The following is a 19,128-nucleotide window of genomic DNA, read 5'->3' as shown; positions in this document are numbered from 1 at the left end:
GCATGAACACCCATGCCCCCAACATGCGCCCTATCATCCGGCAACTGGATGAGGCCGCCGCGAACCGCATCGCGGCGGGCGAGGTGGTCGAGCGTCCGGCCTCGGCCGTCAAGGAACTGGTCGAGAACGCACTGGACGCCGGCGCTGCGCGGGTCGATGTCGCCATCGCCAAGGGTGGCAAGGCGCTGATCCGGGTCACGGACGACGGCTGCGGCATGACGGCGGACGACCTGCCTCTGGCCCTGGCGCGCCATGCCACCAGCAAGATCGACGGCAGCGACCTCCTGGACATCTGCAGTTTCGGCTTTCGCGGCGAGGCCTTGCCCAGCCTGGGTGCGGTGGGTCGGCTGACCATCACCAGCCGCGCGCAGGGGTTCGATGCGGCGCAGATCGCGGTCTCGGGTGGGCGCATCGGCGCGGTGAAGCCCGCCGCCGGCAACCGCGGCACGGTCGTGGAACTGCGCGACCTGTTCTTCGCCACGCCCGCGCGGCTGAAATTCCTACGCAGCGACCGGGCCGAGACCCAGGCCGTGGCCGAGGTGATCCGCCGCCTGGCCATGGCCGAGCCCTTTGTCGGCTTCACCCTGACCGACGAGGACGAGGGCCGCGTCCTGTTCCGCGCCGATGCCGAGCAGGGCGAACTGTTCGGCGCCCTGCAGACCCGGCTGACCCGGGTGATGGGGCGCGATTTCATCGACAACGCCGTGGCGCTTGACGCGGAACGGGACGGGCTGACGCTGACCGGCTTTGCCGCGCTGCCGACCTATTCGCGCGGGGCGGCGGTGGCGCAGCATGTCTATGTGAACGGCCGTCCGGTGCGCGACAAGCTGCTGACCGGGGCGCTGCGCGCGGGCTATATGGACGTGCTGGCGCAGGGCCGGCATCCGGCAGCGGTATTGTTTCTGGCCTGCGACCCGCATTCGGTCGACGTGAATGTCCACCCGGCCAAGGCCGAGGTGCGCTTCCGCGACCCCGACATCGCGCGCGGCCTGGTGGTCAGCGCGCTGCGCCATGCGCTGGCCGGGGCGGGGCACCGGGCGTCCTCGACCGTGGCGGATGCCGCGCTGGCGGCCGCGCGCCCCGAGGCCCAGCCGCCCCGCGCCTATCAGGCGGCCTACGCTCCGCAGCGCCCTTCGGCCCCGGCCATCGCGGCAAGCCTGGCCTTTCAGGCCCCCGGCTTTGCCGAGACCCCCACCGCCCGCGTCGAGCCCGAGACCGAGGCCCCGCCCGAGGATGCGCCGCTGGGTGCCGCCCGCGCGCAGCTGCACGAAAACTGGATCGTCGCCCAGACTGCGACCGGCATCGTCATCGTGGACCAGCACGCCGCGCATGAACGCCTGGTCTATGAGCGGCTGAAAGCGCAGGCCGAGGCCAGCGGCATCGCCTCCCAGGCGCTGCTGATCCCCGAGATCGTCGCGCTTTCCGATGCCGACGCGCAGCGCATCCTGGCGATCGCCGAGGAACTGGCCGCGCTGGGGCTGGTGATCGAGCCCTTCGGCGGCGGCGCCATCGCGGTGCGCGAGGTACCGGCGCTCCTGCGGCGGATCGACGCGCCCCGGCTGATCCGCGACATCCTGGACGACCTGGCCGATCAGGGCGCCTCGGACCGGCTGCGGGCGCGGGTCGATGCGGTGCTGTCCTCGATGGCCTGCCACGGCTCGGTCCGCTCGGGCCGGCGCATGACGGCCGAGGAAATGAACGCGCTGTTGCGCGAAATGGAGCGCACCCCGAAATCGGGCCAGTGCAACCACGGCCGCCCGACCTGGATCGAACTGAAGCTGTCGGACATCGAGCGCCTTTTCGGCCGTTGACCCGGCCCGCGCCTGGGGCGACACTGGCGAAAAGAGGTGCCGCCATGCTGGAAATCAGTCCCGAAAAGATCGCCCATGTGATCATCCGCGCCCGCGAATATGATTCCGGCGTGAACGCCTGGGCGCACAGCGGGCAGCGCCGGGGCCACGGCACGGAAACCGAACTGGCCGAATTCATCGCCGCGCTGAACGAGGATGAACAGGCCAGCCTGGTCGCCGTCATGTGGATCGGGCGCGACACCTTTGGCGCCGAGGACCTGGCCGAGGCGATCCTGACCGCCAAGCGTGAGCGCCGCACGCCCACCGAGGATTACCTGATGGGCGAGCCGCAACTGGCCGATTACCTGGAGGCCGGGATGGAGGCGCTTGGCCTCTCGCCCGAGGAGGTCGAGGACGAGCTGCAAAAGCCGGTCTAGCGTGCCAGCCGCACCAGCGCGCCTTCGTCGGTCAGGACCATCAGCGCCCCGTCGGGCGCGACCGCCACGTCGCGCACCCGGCCGATGCCCTGGGCCAGATGCTGTTCGCCCGCCACCCGGTCGCCCTGCAGCTTCAGCCGCACCACCGACGCCGACTTGAGCCCGCCGATCAGGATGTCGCCCCGCATCTCGGGGAACATGGCGCCGTCATAGATCGCCATGCCGCTGGGCGCGATCACCGGGTCCCAGTAATAGACCGGCTGTTCCATCCCCTCGGCCTGGGTCAGGCCCTTGCCGATGGTCTTGCCGCTGTATTCGACGCCATAGGTGATGACCGGCCAGCCGTAGTTCTTGCCGGCCTCGGGTCGGTTCAATTCGTCCCCGCCCTTGGCGCCGTGCTCGACGGTCCAGAGCCGGCCCTGGCCGTCCAGCGCCGCCGACTGGATGTTGCGATGGCCCCAGGACCAGATCTCGGGCTTGCCGCCGCCGCCCTGAGCAAACGGGTTGCCCGAGAGCGGCGCGCCGGTTTTGCCGTCGATGTGCAGAACCTTGCCCAGATGGGTGTTCACGTCCTGCGCCAGCGGCCGCGCGTCGATCACCGAGCGTTCGCCGGTGGTGACGAAGATCCCGCCCCTGCCGTCCGGCACGATGCGCGAGCCGAAATGCTTGTCCGAGGCCCAGGCCGGGTCCTGCCGGAAGATGACCTCGACCCCTTCGAGCGCGGTGCCGTCGGCCGAGAGCGTGCCGGTGGCGACGGCGGTGCCGTTCTTGCCGCCCTCGCGCGGTTCGGCATAGCTGAACCAGACCCGGCGGGACTGGGCAAAGTCGGGCGCCACGGCCACGTCCAGCAGCCCGCCCTGGCCGCGCGCATCGACCTTTGGCAGGCCCTTCAGCGGCTCGGACAGGGCACCATCCGCGAACAGGCGCATCCGCCCCGGCTTTTCGGTGATCAGCCAGGCGCCATCGGGCAGCAGGGCAAGGCCCCAGGGGCTGTCCAGCCCCCGGATCACCACCTGCTGCCGGACCGCCACGCCATCCGACAGCTCGGGCGCCCGGGTCTGGTTTTCGAAGACGGGTTTCTGGTTCGGCGCGTTCGGCGGGGCCTGGTTCACCTGGGCCAGCGCCGGCGTGGCGGCCAGGACGGCGACAAGGGCAATCGCGGTTTTCATGGTTGCGCTCCGTCAGGATGTTTCCGACGGGAACGGTTCAACCCTGTGGGCGTTCCCTGACATTTCCGTCAGTGCCGGCATGGCGGGCAAACAGCGCGGCCGCCCGGCCCCAGGCGCCCCGGTCGGGCTGGTCCAGTTCCTTCAGCACCGGCAAGAGCTGGGCCGCGAAATCCTGCGTGCTTTCCATCGGCAAAAGCGAGGGCAGGTTGTCGATCGCCATGATGTCCAGGGGCGGATGCTCGGCCACGCGGCGGACCGGATGGTCCCAGTCGGTCGGGCGGTCGTAAAGCGGCACCGGGTTGAAGACGCTGGTCGGGTCGCAGGCCACGTCGCCGATGACCGAGAGCGTCCGTCCGGGGTTCAGCGCGTCGCGCCCGACCAGCACGGGGCTGTCCGGCCCGGCCAGGATGCAGTTCACCAGGATCTCATGCGCGAGGATCTGCGCAAAGGGGCCGCCCGCCGCGGTCTCGGCCTTGTCCCACTTCGTGACCCGCACCCCCATGCCCGTCAGCAACTCGGTGGCGCCGGTGCCGACCCGCCCCAGGGCGCCCACCACGATGGCATGGGGTCGGGGCGCGCCGGTCGCGTCCAGTTCGGCGCGCAGCGCCTCGGTCAGGGCGGTCTGGGTGGCGAAGCCCGCGACCGGGCCGCAGATCCCGCCCCGGCGCTGCGCCGCCCAGGCCTTCAGCGACAATGCCGCGCCGGCAAAGCCCGCCCAATGGCCAAAGGCCGCCAGCCGCCGGCCCGCATCGTCGGTCAGGTATTCCAGATCGTAGAGCGTTCCGCCGCCCCGGCGAAACCGCTCCAGCAGCGCCGCGCCGGCGGCCTGGCCCTTGTAGGCGTGGCCGAACATGATGTGGCGGTGGGTCAGGGGGCCGTCGTCCTGCGGCAGTTCCTTGAGCCCCAGGATGAAGGCCTCAGGTGGCGCCTCGGGCCAGCTGTCCCGGGGCGCGGCGTCTGCGCCGGCCTGGACATAGGCGTCCAGCGGAACGATGCGGTGGGGGCTTTCCTCGACCGTGACGCGAAAGCCGCGGGCGACCAGGGCGCGCGTGCCGTCCGGGGTCAGGGCGGCGCGGCGTTCGTTCGGGCGGCTTTCGGCGCGAAGCCAGAGATGGACCATGGTTCCCTCCTACGGAAAGGCGGCGGTCTGGGGCGGGGGCGGGCGGTGTGCGCCCAGAAACGGGCCCTGGCCCGCCGCGTCGATGCGGGCGATGGCCCCGGCGATGGGTTCGATCACCACGGCCATGGCAAAGGCGGTGGCATGGATCATCCGCGCCGCGTCCAGCGCCAGCGCGACGTGGCCCGGCCAGAACAGCAGGTCGCCCCGGCGGATGTCGGGGGCGCCGGGAAAGGTGCGGCGCTGCATGTCGCTGTCGCCCGGGCAAGGCACGGCGCAGGCCGCCAGCGCCGCCTGCGCCAGGCCCGAGCAGTCGATCCCCCAGCGGCTGTTCCCACCCCACAGGTAGGGCGTGCCCAGCAGCCCCTCGGCCACCGCGCCGGGATCGGCGGCGGGACGCGCCGCGACATGCTGCGCCGGCAGCCAGCCGCCCTGCGCCAGCCGGACGAAACCGTTCTGCTGCTCCACCACCGAAAGCCGTGCGCCCAGCGACAGACCCATGATCTCGGGCGTCTTGATGTCGGGCTCGGGATAGACATGGGTGGCGGGGGCGGCGACGCGGTGGGTGACGGGCGGCAGCGCGCCGGTCAGCGCCTCGGCCCTGATCCAGCCGCAATAGCCGTCCGCGGCGGCCTGGACAAAGGCCCAGCCCGGCACCTCGTCCACCACCAGAAGGTCGGCGCCGTAATTCACCTGACGGTCGCGTGCGCCGGCCGGGCTGCGGCACAGATCCGCCAGCGGCACGGCAAGCCGCGCGGCCCGGCCTGCCGTATAGGCGGGGCGGTACAGTTGCCCGCGCAGGCGCTCCAGCGCGACGCGGTCGGTCGCGGGGGTCAGGCGGCGGTCGGGGGCGGTCATCGCCCCAGAACCCGGGGCAGCGCGTTCAGGATCGCCCGCATCCCCTGTCCGGCGCCGCCCTTGGGCCGGCCCGGCGCGGCGCTGGGCTGCCAGCCGTAGATGTCGAAATGCACGTAGTGCCGCGCCTGTCCGGTAAAGCGGCGCAGGAACAGCGCGGCGGTGATCGCCCCGGCAAAGCCGCCGCCCGGCGCATTGTCGAGATCGGCGATGCCGGGCTCGATCATCGTCTCGTAGGGCTCCCAGAAGGGCAGGCGCCAGACCGGGTCGGCCTGGTCGCGCCCGGCGTCGTGGATCGCCGCCGCGACGGCGTCGTCGTCGCAGAAGAACGGCGGCAGGTCCGGTCCCAGCGCCACCCGCGCAGCCCCGGTCAGCGTCGCCATCGAGATCAGCAGGTCGGGCGAGTCCTCGTCCGCCAGGGCCAGGGCATCGGCCAGGACCAGCCGGCCCTCGGCATCGGTGTTGTTCACCTCGACCGTCAGGCCCTTGCGGCTGGTCAGGATGTCGCCGGGACGGAAGGCGTCGCCCGCGATGGCGTTCTCGACCGCGGGGATCAGGATGCGCAGCCGCATGCCCTGGGTGGCGCCGGTCAGGGCCAGGGTCTCGGCCAGGCCCAGGACGTTCGCGGCGCCGCCCATGTCCTTTTTCATCAGCGCCATCGAGGCGGCGGGCTTGATGTCAAGCCCCCCGGTGTCGAAGCAGACCCCCTTGCCGACCAGGGTCAGCGCCGGTCCCTCGCCCGGAAAGCGCAGGTCGATCAGCCGTGGCGCCTGTGCGCCGGCGCGGCCGACGGCGTGGATCATGGGGAAGTTCCGGTCCAGCAGGTCCGGGCCCAGCGTCACCTCGACCGCGGCGCCGTGGCGGGCGGCAAGGTCGCGGGCGGCGGCCTCAAGTTCGGCCGGGCCCATGTCCGAGGCCGGGGTATTGATCAGGTCGCGCGCGAGATACTCGCCCGCCGCCAGGGCCAGCACATGCGCCGCGTCGATGCCGTCCGGGGCGACCAGCCGGGCAGGCGGGGCCTCGGCGGGCTTGTAGCGGGCAAAGCGGTATTGCCCGAGCAGCCAGCCCAGGGACGCCAGCGCCGGGTCCACGTCCGCCGGCACCGCCGCCAGCCGCCAGTCGCCGGCGGGCAGGGTTTCGGCGGCGCGGCCCAGCAGCCAGCGGTCGCGCCCCGCCCGGTCGGCGCCGCCGATGCCGTAAAGCGCGCCGGCAAGGCCGCCCTGCGCATCGGGCAACAGGCAAAGCTGCCCGGACTTGCCCGCAAAGCCCTGCGACCGGGCCCAGGTCTGCGCCATGGCGTCCAGACCGGGCGGCAGGTCCGCCCCGCCCTGCGGCCCGGGCCGCACCAGCCACAGCGGCAGGGTCTTGTCCGAGGCGGGGGCGAATGCGGGGGCTTGGGTCATGGCGGGCCTTCCATTGGTCTTGGGGCAAGGTATCGCGCCCCGCGCCCGCCGCAAGCCCCGACCTGTTCCGCCCGGCCGCCGGCCCGGACAGACCTGCGTTAAGGTTCCTGGCGGCCAAAGGGCGGCTGCTCAGCCGGTATCGGGGCGGTCCCAGATCCGGGTCAGGGACTGGTTGCCGATGCGGCGCAGCCGGGCGACGGTCGCGGCCAGGGCGCCGGCGTCGCGGCGTTCGGCGCAGCCGCCGACATCGACCGCCACCCCCGCCAGCGTCACCAGCCCAACCTGCCAGGCCAGCCGGGACAGGCGGTCGGCATGGCTGACCACTCCCGCCAGTTCGCCCCGGTCGGCGGCGGTCACGGTATGGGTCAGGCACAGCGCAAGCTGCTCCAGCGCCGCGCCGATCACCTGGGCCGCCGCGTCCTCGCCCAATTCGGTGACGATCTGCTCGACGCGATGCAGGTCGATGTTGACCACCTCCTCGACCGCCAGGCTTGCGATTTTCCCCATCTGATCCTCTTGCGCGCATTCGCTTCCGTTCTGGGAAACTGGCAGCAACCTCTCAAGAAATGGTTGAGGGTGGCGCGCTAAACCTCTCGAACTTTATCGGTCGGGACGGTATCAAGCCCCGAACGGTAGAGAGGATCCCCATGAATCAGGCCCGACCGCTGCCCCATTACCTTGTCCAGCGCTATCAGGGATGGCGCGCCACGGCTTTCAACGAAAACCGCGCCTGGTATCGCCGCCTGGCCGAGGACGGACAGCGTCCCCGCGCCATGGTGATCGCCTGCTGCGATTCGCGCGTCCATGTCACCGCCATCTTCGGCGCGGATTCGGGCGAGTTCTTCGTTCACCGCAACATCGCCAACCTGGTGCCGCCCTATTCCCCGGACGGCGAACAGCACGGCACCTCGGCGGCGGTCGAATACGCGGTCAATGCGCTGAAGGTCGCGCATGTCGTGGTGCTGGGTCATACCAATTGCGGCGGCGTGCAGGGGTGCCATGCCATGTGTTCGGGCGCAGCCCCCGAGCTTGAGGAAAAGACCAGCTTCGTCGGCCGCTGGATGGACATCCTGCGCCCCGGCTACGAGCGCGTCTCGTCCCTGCCCGAGGATGCGCAGATCCGCGCGCTTGAGCGTCAGGCAGTGCTGGTGTCGCTGGAAAACCTGATGAGCTTTCCCTTTGTCCGCGACAAGGTCGAGGCGGGCGACCTGTCCCTGCACGGCGTGCTGCACGACATCGGCGAAGGCACCCTGACCCATTATGAGCCCGCCAGCGACAGCTTCGTGCCCGTGGCCTGAGACGGGGCACCGCCCCGTCCGTTCCCGATGCCGATGATCGGCCGCCGTTTCCCTAGGGCGACGGCGTCCGTGGAACGGCTCGGACGCCACACAAGCATGTTCGAACGGCAGTAAGGGGCTTGGTGAGGGGATGTGATCACCACCTCTTGGCGCCATTTCATAAGAACATGATCGCCAAGGATAAAAGTGGTGAGCCCGACAGGATTCGAACCTGTGACCCACTGATTAAAAGTCAGTTGCTCTACCAACTGAGCTACGGGCCCATCGCACGGGGGGCTAACTACGGTCGGCGGCGGGTGGGGTCAAGCGGAAAAATCGGGGCCTCTGGCAAAATCTTGCGGACGGGGGTAAAGGAGGCGCATGGAAACGCAGCAAAACCCCGGCCTGCCCTTCATGAAGATGCATGGGCTTGGCAATGATTTCGTCGTGCTGGACGCCCGCGCCTCGGGGCGGATGCCCGAGCCTGGGCTGGTCGCAGCCATGGCGGACCGGCATCGCGGCGTGGGCTTCGACCAGATGGCGGTGATCCTGCCGGGAGAGAATGCCGACGCGCGGCTGGTCTTCTACAACGCCGACGGCTCGGTTTCCGGGGCCTGCGGCAATGCCACGCGCTGCGTCGCGCGGTTTCTGATGGACCAGGGCGGCAAATCCGCGCTGCGGCTGGCGACCGACCATGCGGTGCTGTCGGCCGAGGACGCGGGCCGGGGCCTGACCCGCGTGAACATGGGCGCGCCGGTGCTGGACTGGGCCGGGGTGCCATTGGCCGAGAGGGTCGACCTGCTGCACCTGCCCATCGACGGCGATCCGGTGGCGACCGGCATGGGCAATCCGCACATGACCTTCTTCGTGCCCGACGCGGCGGCGGTCGACCTGGAGCGCTTCGGCCCCGCGCATGAGCATCACCCGCTGTATCCGCAGCGCACCAATGTCGAGGTCGTGCAGGTCCTTTCGGACAGCGAGATCGTGCTGCGCATCTGGGAACGCGGCACGGGCATCACGCTGGCCTCGGGTTCGTGTTCCTGCGCGGCGGTGGTGGCAGCCGCCCGGCGCGGGCTGACCGGGCGGCGAGTGCGCGTCAACGTGCCCGGCGGGCAACTGGACATCGACTGGCGCGAGGACGGGGTCTGGATGACCGGCCCGACCGCGCATGTCTTTGACGGGGTCTGGCGCGGATGAAGGATCTGAAGGCGCCCGTGTTCGCGACCCTCGGCTGCCGGCTGAACGCCTATGAGACCGAGGCGATGCGCGAGATGGCCGAGGCCGCCGGCCTGCAAGGCGCGGTGATCGTGAACACCTGCGCGGTGACGGCCGAAGCGGTGCGCAAGGCGCGCCAGGAAATCCGCCGGCTGTCGCGCGAAAACCCCGGCGCCCCGGTCATCGTCACCGGCTGCGCGGCGCAGACCGAGCCCGAGACCTTCGCTGCCATGCCCGAGGTTGCCCGCGTCATCGGCAACCACGAAAAGATGCAGCCCGCGACCTGGGCCGCGATCCAGGCGCCCGACCTGATCGGCGAGACCGAGCGCGTGCAGGTCGATGACATCATGTCGGTCAGGGAAACGGCCGGCCACCTGATCGACGGCTTCGGCCGGCACCGCGCCTATGTGCAGGTCCAGAACGGCTGCGACCACCGCTGCACCTTCTGCATCATCCCTTATGGCCGCGGCAATTCGCGTTCCGTGCCCGCGGGGGTGGTGGTGGACCAGATCAAGCGGCTGCGGGACCGCGGCTTCAACGAGGTGGTGCTAACCGGCGTCGACCTGACCAGCTGGGGCGCCGATCTGCCGGGCACGCCGCGGCTGGGCGATCTGGTCATGCGCATCCTGCGGCTGGTGCCGGATCTGCCGCGGCTGCGGATCAGCAGCATCGACAGCATCGAGGCGGACGAGAACCTGATGCTGGCCATCGCCTCGGAACCGCGCCTGATGCCGCACCTGCACCTGTCCCTGCAGGCCGGTGACGACATGATCCTGAAGCGGATGAAGCGCCGCCACCTGCGCGACGACGCGATCCGCTTCTGCGAGGATGCGCGCAAGCTGCGCCCCGGCATCGTCTTTGGTGCCGACATCATCGCTGGCTTTCCGACCGAAACCGAGGCGATGTTCGAGAACAGCCTGAAGCTGGTCGAGGATTGCGGCCTGACCTTCCTGCATGTGTTCCCCTATTCTGCGCGGAAGGGCACGCCGGCGGCGCGGATGCCGCGCGTGCCGGGTCCGGCCATCAAGGAGCGCGCGGCGCGGCTGCGGGCGGCGGGGGATGCGGCGCTGGCCGCCCATCTGGGCGCCGAGGTCGGCCAGACCCGCATGATCCTGACCGAAGGCCCACGCCTGGGCCGGACCGAGCATTTCACCGAAGTGGCCTTCGACCGCGACATGCCCGAAGGCGCGCTGATGGAACTGGCGATCACCGGCCATGACGGTCAGCGGCTGTCGGCCTGAGCCGCCGCGCCGGGGGCGCTTCGCCCCCCGGACCCCCCGAGGGTATTTCAGCAACGTGGAAACCGCCGGCCGTCCGGGTCGTCGTTTTGGACAGGCTACCGAACATTTTCTTGCCGGGGGAAACCTGCGCGCATAATCGTTTGGCGATGACGCTTCTTTATACGCACCCGTCCGGATTCCAGCATGTAACGCCACCGAGCCATCCCGAGCAGGTGGCGCGGCTGGAGGCTGTCCTTGCCGCGCTGGAGGGAATGGACCTGGACCGCCGCGAGGCGCCCGAGGCCCCCGACGACGAGATCCTGCGCTGCCATCCGGCCAGCTATCTGTCGCTGGTGCGGCGCAAGCCGCCAGACCAGGGCTGGACGATGCTGGATGCCGACACCTATCTGTCGCCGGGCAGCCTTGCGGCCGCGCGCCATGCGGTGGGCGGGGTCTGCGCGGCGGTCGACGCGGTGCTGGCAGGGCAGGCGCCCAATGCCTTTGTCGCCATGCGCCCGCCCGGCCACCATACCGAGCGCGCCAAGGCGATGGGGTTCTGCATCTTCAACGCCATCGCCATCGGGGCGCTGCGGGCGCTGGACCACCACGGGCTGGACCGGGTGGCGGTGCTGGATTTCGACGTGCACCACGGCAACGGCACCCAGGACCTGCTGTGGAACGAGCCGCGGGCGCTGTTTGCCTCGACCCACCAGCATCCGCTGTATCCCGGCACCGGCGCGGCCGGCGAACGCGGCGCGCATGGCCAGATCCTGAACGTCCCGCTGCAGGCCGGGACCGGAGGCGACCCCGCGCGCGCCGCCTGGCGCGGCATCTGCGACCGGGTTCTGGCGTGGCGGCCGCAACTGGTTCTGGTCTCGGCCGGGTTCGACGCCCATGCGCAGGACCCGCTGGCCTCGCTGGCCTGGGACGAGGCGGATTTCACCGCGATCACCCGGATGATCTGCGATGCGGCCACGTCATGTTCGGCCCCGGTGGTATCGGTCCTGGAAGGCGGCTATGATCTGGCCGCCCTGGGCCGCTCGGTGCGCGCCCATGTCGAGGTTCTACGGGAGACGACGGCATGACCGGAATCGAAACACTCTCCTTCGAGGAGGCGATGCGCGAGCTGGAGGCCACCGTCGGCAAGCTTGAGCATGGCGAGGCCACGCTGGAGGAATCCATCGCGCTTTACGAACGCGGCGCCGCGCTGCGGGCGCATTGCGACAAGGTGCTGCGCGCGGCCGAGGAGCGGGTCGAGAAGATCACCCTGGCGGCGAGCGGCCAACCCACCGGAACCACCCCCGCCGAGGGGCTGTGATGCAGGACCGCCTTGAGGATGTCCGGGCGCAGGTCCAGGCCGCGCTGGACGACGCCATGGCCGGCCTGCCCGACGGCGATCTGACCGATGCGATGCGCTATGCCTGCATCGGCGGCAAGCGTATCCGTGCTTTTCTGGTCATGGAATCGGCCCGGCTGTTCGGCCTGCGCGACCGCGAGGCGCTGCCCGTCGCCGCGGCGGTCGAGGCGCTGCACGCCTATAGCCTGGTCCATGACGACCTGCCCTCGATGGATGACGACGACCTGCGCCGCGGCCTGCCGACCGTCCATGTGCAATGGTCCGAGGCGACGGCGATCCTGGCCGGCGACGCGCTGCAATCGCTGGCCTTCGGGCTGCTGACCGATCCCGCGATCGGCGCGCCCGACGCGCGGCTGGCGCTGATTCGGCTGTTCTCGGATGCCGTGGGCGCGCGCGGCATGGTCTGGGGCCAGGCGCTGGACATCGCCGCCGAGACCGCGGTGGAACCCCTGGACCTGGTCGCGGTCAAGCGGCTGCAGGGCGCCAAGACCGGCGCGCTGATCGTCTTTTCGGCGACCGCCGGGGCCATCATGGCCGGCGAGGACGCGGGCCCGCTGACGGAGTACGCCCGTAACCTGGGCCTGGCCTTTCAGATCCAGGACGACATCCTGGACGTGACCGGAGACGAGGCCGAAACCGGCAAGCGGCTGCACAAGGACGGGGATGCGAACAAGGCGACCTTCGTGTCGCTGCTGGGGCTGGAGGGCGCGCAGGACAAGGCCCGCAAGCTGGTCCGCGCCGCCGAGTCGGCGCTGGACCCCTATGGAGAGGCCGCCGGAAACTTGCGCGCGCTGGCGCGTTTCGTTATCCAGCGCGACGCCTGAAGCCCGCCCGGAAAGGGGCAAGCCATGACCCAAGACGACCATCGCCCCGCAACGCCGGTCCTGGACCGGGTCGGCCTGCCCTCGGACCTGAAAGGGCTGAGCGACCGTGAACTGTGCCAGCTGGCCGACGAGCTGCGCGCCGAGACGATCAGCGCGGTCTCCGTCACCGGCGGCCACCTGGGCGCGGGCCTGGGCGTGGTCGAGCTGACCGTGGCGCTGCACGCGGTTTTCGACGCGCCGCGCGACAAGATCATCTGGGACGTCGGCCACCAGTGTTATCCGCACAAGATCCTGACCGGACGGCGCGACCGCATCCGCACCCTGCGGATGGAGGACGGCCTCTCGGGCTTCACCAAGCGCAGCGAAAGCGCCTATGACCCGTTCGGGGCGGGGCACTCCTCGACCTCGATCAGCGCGGCGGTGGGCTTTGCCATGGCGCGCGAGCTGGGCGGCGATCCGGGCGACGCCGTGGCGGTCATCGGCGATGGTGCCATGAGTGCCGGCATGGCCTTCGAGGCGCTGAACAACGCCGGCCACCTGGGCAAGCGGCTGTTCGTCATCCTGAACGACAACGAGATGTCCATCGCGCCGCCGACCGGGGCGCTGTCGACCTATCTGACCCGGCTATACACGCGCGGCCCGTTCCAGGAACTCAAGGCTGCCGCCAAGGGGGCTGTCAGCCTGCTGCCGCCCCCCATGCAGGAGGGCGCCAAGCGCGCCAAGGAGATGCTGAAGGGCCTGACCGTCGGCGGCACCCTGTTCGAGGAACTGGGCTTTTCCTATATCGGCCCCGTGGATGGCCACGATCTGGACCAGCTTCTGCCCTTGTTGCGCACGGTCAAGGCCCGCGCCACCGGCCCGGTGCTGATCCATGCCGTGACGAAAAAGGGCAAGGGCTATGCCCCGGCCGAACGCGCCGCCGACAAGGGCCATGCCACCGCGAAATTCGACGTGGCGACCGGCACCCAGGCCAAGGCGAAATCGAATGCGCCGAGCTATACTTCGGTCTTTGCCCGCGCCCTGGTCGATCAGGCCGCGCGGGACGACAAGATCGTGGCGGTGACCGCTGCCATGCCGGACGGCACCGGGCTGAACCTGTTCGCGGAACGCTTTCCGCGCCGCTGCTTCGATGTGGGCATCGCCGAACAGCATGCCGTCACCTTTGCGGCGGGCCTTGCCGCAGGGGGAATGAAGCCGTTCTGCGCGCTTTATTCGACCTTCCTGCAGCGCGGTTACGACCAGGTCGTGCATGACGTGGCGATCCAGCGGCTGCCTGTGCGATTCGCCATCGACCGGGCCGGGCTGGTCGGCGCCGATGGCGCGACCCACGCCGGCGCCTATGACATCGCCTTCCTTGCGAACCTGCCCGGCATGGTCGTCATGGCCGCTGCCGACGAGGCGGAACTGGCCCGCATGGTCGCGACGGCCGCCGCCCATGATGCCGGTCCCATCGCCTTTCGCTATCCGCGCGGCGAGGGGATGGGGGTCGAGATGCCCGAGCGCGCCGAACCACTGGAGATCGGCAAGGCCCGCGTCATCACGGAAGGCAAGCGCGTCGCCATCCTGTCCCTGGGTACGCGCCTGGGCGAGGTCATGCGCGCGCGCGAGGAATTGCAGGCCTTGGGCGTCACGCCCACCGTGGTCGATGCCCGCTTTGCCAAGCCGCTGGACCGCGACCTGATCCTGTGCCTGGCCCGCACGCATGAGGCGCTGATCACCATCGAGGAAGGCGCCGTCGGCGGCTTCGGCTCGCTCGTGGCGCAGCTTCTGGCGGATGAGGGCGTGTTCGACGACGGGCTGCGGTTCCGCCAGATGGTGCTGCCCGATACCTTCATCGACCACGCCAGCCCCGAGGCGATGTATCGCGCGGCGGGCATGTCCGCCTCCGACATCCGCGACAAGGTGCTTGAGGTGCTGGGCGTCGCCCGGCTTCAGGGCAAGCGGGCCTGAGGCCAGGCAGCCCGGGCGGGTTGCCGCGGCATCTAGGTGACGCTTCCGGTCAGTGCTATTCTTTCCATACCGCCGGCGGGTCCGAAGCCGCCGCGCAAGAGGTGACGATCATGCTGAAAACCCTGCTGACCGGACTGGCCCTGTCGCTGCCCGTTGCTGCCATGGCGCAAGAGCCCGCCGACAAGGCGCAGGCTCCGGCCGCCGAGGGCGCCGAGCCCGCGCCCCGGCCCGAACCCGCCAATCCCGCCGCGACCGAGGCAGCCCCTGCCGAACCGGCCGAGGCGGGGACGCCCGACACCCAAGCCCCGGCGACCGCCGCAAGCCCTGCGCCGGCAGAGCAGCCCGCCGAGGCCGCCCAGAAGCCTGCGGAAAAGCCCGCGCCGTTCCTGCCGAACCTTTTCGACGTGACGGTGGTCGATACCTGGGACACGCTGAACGTCCGGCAGGCGCCGGACGGTCAGGCCAAGGTCATCGCCACGCTGCCCGCGACCGCCAAGGGCATTGAACTGGTCGCGCGCGACCCCTCGGGAAAATGGGGCAAGGTCAATTCGGGCGAACAGACCGGCTGGGTCGCGCTGCGCTTTCTGAAGCAGCAGACGGGGGTCTGGCAGGCCGCCGCCCTGCCGCAAAGCCTGCGCTGCGCCGGGACCGAGCCCTTCTGGTCTCTTGGCGCGACGAAAACCGGCCTGACCTTCGCCGAGCCCGACCGGCCCGACCGCGCGCTGCAACTGCGCAAGGTCATGGACCGCGGCATCGACGGAGAGCCGACCCGCGGCCTGATCGCCGGCGACGACAAGGGCCGCGTCACCGCCTTCCTGCGGCCCGAGCAATGTTCGGATGGCATGTCGGACCGGGCCTTCGCGCTGGCCGTGTCGGTCATCCTGGACGGGGCCGAAACGCCGTCCCGGATGCTGATGGGCTGCTGCTCGATCGCGCGCTAGGCCGTCTCGGCCGCCAGCAGCGCGGCCAGGCCGCTGCGGTAATCGGGAAACAGCAGATCGACCCCCAGCTCCTGCCGCATCCGGCGGTTCGAGACGCGCTTGCTTTCGGCATAGAAGGACCGGGCCATCGGCGTCATCTCGGCCGTCGCGTAATCCTCGGCCGGGGGCAGGGGTCGGCCCAGCAGGGCGGCGGCATGGGCGATGACCTCCTCGGGCGGGGCGGGGTCGTCGTCGCACAGGTTGTAGACCGCCCCCGAACAGGGTGTCTGGATCGAGGCCATCAGCGCCCGCGCGATGTCCAGGACATGGATGCGCGAAAACACCTGCCCCGGCTTCACGATGCGCCGCGCGCTGCCGTCGCGCACCTTGGCAAAGGGACCGCGCCCGGGCCCATAGATCCCCGCCAGGCGAAAGATGTGCAGGGGCAGGCCGTGGGCGCGCGCCAGCGCCTGCCAGTCGGCTTCGGCCTGCACGCGCTCGTGCCCGCGCCGGGTGCTGGGCGTCAGGGGCGTATCCTCGTCCACCCAGCCGCCCCGATGGTCGCCATAGACCCCGGTGGTCGAGAGATAGCCGAGCCATGCCGGGCGGGCGCGGGCAAAGGCCGGAGCAAAGGCGGCAAGCGTGGGGTCGCGCCCCTGTTCCGGCCCGGCCGAAACCAGGATCGCATCGGCGCGGCCGATTTCGTCGGCGATGCGGGCCGCGTCGCGGTCCCACAGCAGGGGCTCGGCCCCGGCGTCGCGGACCCGGCCCGGCGCGGCGCGGGTGGTGCCCAGGACCTCCCACCCCTCGGCCCGCAGCATGGGCGTCAGGAAGCCGGCGGAATAGCCGTGGCCCAGGACCAGCGCCCTCATGCCGGGGCGGTCTCGGCGCGGGCGCGCAGGATCTCGGCGGCGATGGCAAAGGATCGGTGCCGCGCCGCGCGGTCGTAGATGTTGCCGACCAGGATCAGCTCGTCGGGGCGGTGGCGGGCGATCAGGCGGTCTAGTTCGGCGGCCACCGTCTGCGGCGAACCGACCGCGCTGACCGACAGCGCGTGTTCGACCGTGGGCAGGATGCGCACCGGCACCGCGTCCAGGATGTCGTCGACCGGGGGCGGCAGCAGCCCCGGCATCCCCAGCCGCAGCCGGGCGAAGCTGATCATCTGGCTGGTCCGCAGCCGCTGTGCCTGTTCGTCCGTGTCGGCGGCGATCACGTTCACCGCCAGCATGAACCGCGGCCGTTCGCCGAACTCGGTCGGCTGGAACCGCGCGCGGTAAAGCGCCAGCGCCTCGTCCAGGTCGCCCGGGGCGAAATGGCTGGCAAAGGCATAGGGCAGACCCAGCGCGGCCGCGAGGCTTGCGCCGTAAAGCGAGGACCCGAGGATCCAGGCCGGCACGTTCGTGCCCTCGCCCGGATGCGCCGCCACCGGGGCGCCGGGGCGGTGTGGGCCCAGATAGCGCAGCAGTTCCACCACGTCGTTCGGAAAGTCCTCGTTCCGCGACTGGCCGCGGCGCAGCGCGTGCATGACGGCGCCGTCGCCGCCGGGCGCGCGCCCCAGCCCCAGGTCGATGCGGGGGCCGTGGATCGTCGCCAGCGTGCCGAATTGTTCGGCAATCGCCAGCGGCGCGTGGTTGGGCAGCATGATGCCCCCGGCGCCCACGCGGATGGATTTCGTATGCCCTGCCACATGGTCGATCAGCACCGCGGTCGCGGCGCTGGCGATGCCCGGCATGTTGTGGTGTTCGGCCAGCCAGAAACGGTGATAGCCCCAGCCCTCGGCCGCCTGGGCCAGCGCGACGGAATTGGCGATGGCCTGCCGCGCGTCCGAGCCCTCGGCGACGACCGCCAGATCAAGTATCGAGAATTGCATGGCGAATGCTCCTTTGTCCTGACAAATAGGGACGCGCGCCCCGGCTTGCCAGCCCTGCGCGGCGCTGGCACTCTGCCCCGAAACAGGAGAATGCGCATGACGATCGCCAACCGGCAGTTGCCCGTCGAAACCCCGGACCCCGTCGAGCGGATGCTGTTCGACGATCCGGCGGAAGCGGTCGAGCGGCTGGTGGCGCTTTACGACCGCGCCTCGGGCTTCCTGCTGGACCGCTTCCTGAAGACGCTCGAAGGCCAGCCGCCGCGGGCGCGCTATCGCGCCTTCTACCCCGAGGTGCGGATGGTCGTCCCCAGCCACACCAAGACCGACTCGCGCCTGTCCTTTGGCCATGTCGCGGTGCCGGGGGTCTATGCCACCTCGATCACCCGGCCCGACCTGTTCCGGGGCTATCTGACCGAACAGATCGGCCTTTTGATGAAGAACCACGGCATCGGCGTCCATGTCGGCGAAAGCGAGACGCCGATGCCGGTGCACTTCGCCGTCGCCACGAAAAGCGACCTGAACGTGCCGCAGGAAGGGGTGCTGAACTTTTCCCTGCGCGACGTCTTCGACGTGCCGGACCTGAACACGATGAACGACGACATCGTGAACGGGACCGGGGGCACGAACCCCGACGGCAGCCAGCCGCTGGCGCCCTTTACCGCGCAGCGCGTGGACTATTCGCTGGCGCGGCTGTCCCATTACACCGCGACCCTGCCCGAGCATTTCCAGAACTTCGTCCTTTTCACCAATTACCAGTTCTATGTGGACGAATTCGAGGCTTTCGCCCGCCGCGTGCTGGCCGACCCGGGCTCGGGCTATACCGCCTTCATCGCGCCCGGCAACCAGATCCTCGAACGTCCCGAGGACGTGATTGCGACGGGGGCCAAGACCCCGCAGATGCCGGCCTATCACCTGAAGCGCCCGGACGGCGACGGCATCACCCTGGTCAATATCGGCGTCGGCCCCTCGAACGCCAAGACGGCGACCGACCACATCGCCGTGCTGCGCCCCCATGCCTGGCTGATGGTCGGCCATTGCGCCGGGCTGCGCAACAGCCAGTCGCTGGGCGATTTCGTCCTGGCCCATGCCTATCTGCGCGAGGATCACGTGCTGGACGACGACCTGCCGGTCTGGGTGCCGATCCCCGCGCTGGCCGAGGTCCAGGTCGCGCTGCAGGAGGCGGTGGCCGAGGTTACGCGGCTGGACGGCTATGACCTGAAGGCGATCATGCGCACGGGAACGGTCGCCACCATCGACAACCGCAACTGGGAACTGCGCGATCAGTCCGGGCCCGTCCAGCGCCTGTCGCAGTCCCGCGCCGTGGCGCTCGACATGGAAAGCGCCACCATCGCGGCGAACGGATTCCGGTTCCGGGTTCCCTATGGCACGCTGCTCTGCGTCAGCGACAAGCCCCTGCACGGCGAACTGAAACTGCCGGGCATGGCCACGGATTTCTATCGCACGCAGGTCGCGAACCACCTGATGATCGGCATCCGGGCCATGGAAAAGCTGCGCGCGACCCCCCTGGAACGCATCCACTCGCGCAAGTTGAGGTCGTTCAACGAGACGGCCTTCCTTTAGAATCGGCCCAGGCTTGCCATTTCGCCGCGTTTGCTGGGGAAAACCGCCGAAAACTCTTGAAATGCGCGCGAAAAGCTTGTGTAGCGGCATTCGTGCCGCCAAGGTGGCGTCCGAAATTTCCCCCAACGGGAAAAACCGAGGAG

Annotated in this window: 18 protein-coding genes and 1 tRNA gene; 11 read left to right on the top strand and 8 right to left on the bottom strand. The window is 70.2% G+C overall.

Features of this window, described 5'->3' with window-relative positions:
* The first annotated feature begins 2 nt into the window (after nucleotides 1–2).
* On the top strand, nucleotides 3–1,811 hold the full coding sequence (gene mutL, locus BU28_RS0105110; RefSeq protein ID WP_028718516.1) for a DNA mismatch repair endonuclease MutL: 1,809 nt from the start codon (nucleotides 3–5) through the stop codon (nucleotides 1,809–1,811).
* Between the two features lie 44 nt (nucleotides 1,812–1,855).
* Nucleotides 1,856–2,227 (top strand): DUF3775 domain-containing protein, encoded by a 372-nt coding sequence (locus BU28_RS0105105; RefSeq protein WP_028718515.1) that lies wholly within the window; start codon nucleotides 1,856–1,858, stop codon nucleotides 2,225–2,227.
* Here the strand turns inward: BU28_RS0105105 and BU28_RS0105100 are convergent.
* The 5 genes from BU28_RS0105100 to BU28_RS0105080 form a co-directional block, all read right to left on the bottom strand.
* Nucleotides 2,224–3,396: a PQQ-dependent sugar dehydrogenase gene (locus tag BU28_RS0105100; RefSeq protein ID WP_028718514.1), complete on the bottom strand. Its 1,173-nt coding sequence runs from the start codon at nucleotides 3,394–3,396 to the stop codon at nucleotides 2,224–2,226. The genes BU28_RS0105105 and BU28_RS0105100 overlap by 4 nt on opposite strands.
* Before the next feature lie 37 nt (nucleotides 3,397–3,433).
* Nucleotides 3,434–4,516 carry a saccharopine dehydrogenase gene (locus BU28_RS22010; protein WP_051577738.1) on the bottom strand — a complete coding sequence of 361 codons (1,083 nt, stop codon included), beginning with the start codon at nucleotides 4,514–4,516 and terminating at the stop codon, nucleotides 3,434–3,436.
* 9 nt (nucleotides 4,517–4,525) lie between these two features.
* Complete coding sequence (locus tag BU28_RS0105090) at nucleotides 4,526–5,371, bottom strand: C40 family peptidase (protein ID WP_028718513.1); 846 nt, start codon at nucleotides 5,369–5,371, stop codon at nucleotides 4,526–4,528.
* Nucleotides 5,368–6,771, bottom strand: coding sequence for a leucyl aminopeptidase family protein (locus tag BU28_RS0105085; protein WP_028718512.1), 1,404 nt, complete (start codon nucleotides 6,769–6,771; stop codon nucleotides 5,368–5,370). The genes BU28_RS0105090 and BU28_RS0105085 overlap by 4 nt, the downstream gene beginning before the upstream one ends.
* Before the next feature lie 129 nt (nucleotides 6,772–6,900).
* Complete coding sequence (locus tag BU28_RS0105080; protein ID WP_028718511.1) at nucleotides 6,901–7,278, bottom strand: hypothetical protein; 378 nt, start codon at nucleotides 7,276–7,278, stop codon at nucleotides 6,901–6,903.
* A 140-nt stretch (nucleotides 7,279–7,418) separates the two neighbouring features.
* On the opposite strand from BU28_RS0105080, the gene BU28_RS0105075 reads away from it, so the two are divergent.
* Nucleotides 7,419–8,069, top strand: a complete 651-nt coding sequence (locus BU28_RS0105075; RefSeq protein ID WP_028718510.1) for a carbonic anhydrase — start codon at nucleotides 7,419–7,421, stop codon at nucleotides 8,067–8,069.
* Nucleotides 8,070–8,256: 187 nt separating this feature from the next.
* Here the strand turns inward: BU28_RS0105075 and BU28_RS0105070 are convergent.
* Nucleotides 8,257–8,332 (bottom strand) — tRNA-Lys (locus tag BU28_RS0105070).
* A gap of 97 nt (nucleotides 8,333–8,429) precedes the next feature.
* On the opposite strand from BU28_RS0105070, the gene dapF reads away from it, so the two are divergent.
* From dapF to BU28_RS22000, 7 genes are all read left to right on the top strand, one after another.
* Nucleotides 8,430–9,245 (top strand): diaminopimelate epimerase, encoded by an 816-nt coding sequence (dapF, locus tag BU28_RS0105065; RefSeq protein ID WP_028718509.1) that lies wholly within the window; start codon nucleotides 8,430–8,432, stop codon nucleotides 9,243–9,245.
* Between the two features lie 5 nt (nucleotides 9,246–9,250).
* Entirely contained in the window at nucleotides 9,251–10,504 is a 1,254-nt protein-coding gene (mtaB, locus tag BU28_RS0105060; RefSeq protein WP_028718508.1) for a tRNA (N(6)-L-threonylcarbamoyladenosine(37)-C(2))-methylthiotransferase MtaB, read from the top strand.
* Between the two features lie 146 nt (nucleotides 10,505–10,650).
* On the top strand, nucleotides 10,651–11,568 hold the full coding sequence (locus BU28_RS0105055) for a histone deacetylase family protein (RefSeq protein WP_028718507.1): 918 nt from the start codon (nucleotides 10,651–10,653) through the stop codon (nucleotides 11,566–11,568).
* Nucleotides 11,565–11,801 carry an exodeoxyribonuclease VII small subunit gene (locus BU28_RS0105050; RefSeq protein ID WP_028718506.1) on the top strand — a complete coding sequence of 79 codons (237 nt, stop codon included), beginning with the start codon at nucleotides 11,565–11,567 and terminating at the stop codon, nucleotides 11,799–11,801. Before BU28_RS0105055 ends, BU28_RS0105050 begins: the two co-directional genes overlap by 4 nt.
* The gene (locus BU28_RS0105045; RefSeq protein ID WP_028718505.1) at nucleotides 11,801–12,664 is read left to right on the top strand and encodes a polyprenyl synthetase family protein; all 864 of its coding nucleotides are present in this window, start codon (nucleotides 11,801–11,803) and stop codon (nucleotides 12,662–12,664) included. The genes BU28_RS0105050 and BU28_RS0105045 overlap by 1 nt, the downstream gene beginning before the upstream one ends.
* A gap of 24 nt (nucleotides 12,665–12,688) precedes the next feature.
* On the top strand, nucleotides 12,689–14,614 hold the full coding sequence (gene dxs, locus BU28_RS0105040) for a 1-deoxy-D-xylulose-5-phosphate synthase (RefSeq protein ID WP_028718504.1): 1,926 nt from the start codon (nucleotides 12,689–12,691) through the stop codon (nucleotides 14,612–14,614).
* 110 nt (nucleotides 14,615–14,724) lie between these two features.
* Nucleotides 14,725–15,555: a COG3650 family protein gene (locus BU28_RS22000; RefSeq protein ID WP_028718503.1), complete on the top strand. Its 831-nt coding sequence runs from the start codon at nucleotides 14,725–14,727 to the stop codon at nucleotides 15,553–15,555.
* Here BU28_RS22000 and BU28_RS0105030 read toward each other — a convergent pair.
* A complete protein-coding gene (locus BU28_RS0105030) occupies nucleotides 15,552–16,406 on the bottom strand; it encodes an SDR family oxidoreductase (protein WP_028718502.1) in 855 nt (284 codons plus the stop codon). The two genes, BU28_RS22000 and BU28_RS0105030, sit on opposite strands and share 4 nt — an antisense overlap.
* Nucleotides 16,403–17,404: an LLM class flavin-dependent oxidoreductase gene (locus tag BU28_RS0105025; RefSeq protein ID WP_028718501.1), complete on the bottom strand. Its 1,002-nt coding sequence runs from the start codon at nucleotides 17,402–17,404 to the stop codon at nucleotides 16,403–16,405. The genes BU28_RS0105030 and BU28_RS0105025 overlap by 4 nt, the downstream gene beginning before the upstream one ends.
* Before the next feature lie 150 nt (nucleotides 17,405–17,554).
* Here BU28_RS0105025 and BU28_RS0105020 point away from each other — a divergent pair, with 150 nt between their 5' ends.
* Nucleotides 17,555–18,985 carry an AMP nucleosidase gene (locus BU28_RS0105020; protein ID WP_374384647.1) on the top strand — a complete coding sequence of 477 codons (1,431 nt, stop codon included), beginning with the start codon at nucleotides 17,555–17,557 and terminating at the stop codon, nucleotides 18,983–18,985.
* The last annotated feature ends 143 nt before the right edge of the window (nucleotides 18,986–19,128 follow it).

It is taken from the genome of Paracoccus yeei ATCC BAA-599 (assembly GCF_000622145.1).
Taxonomy (GTDB): Bacteria; Pseudomonadota; Alphaproteobacteria; order Rhodobacterales; family Rhodobacteraceae; genus Paracoccus; species Paracoccus yeei.
The sequence above is the reverse complement of the archived record's forward strand: the minus strand, read 5'-3'. Positions and strand labels throughout refer to the sequence as shown.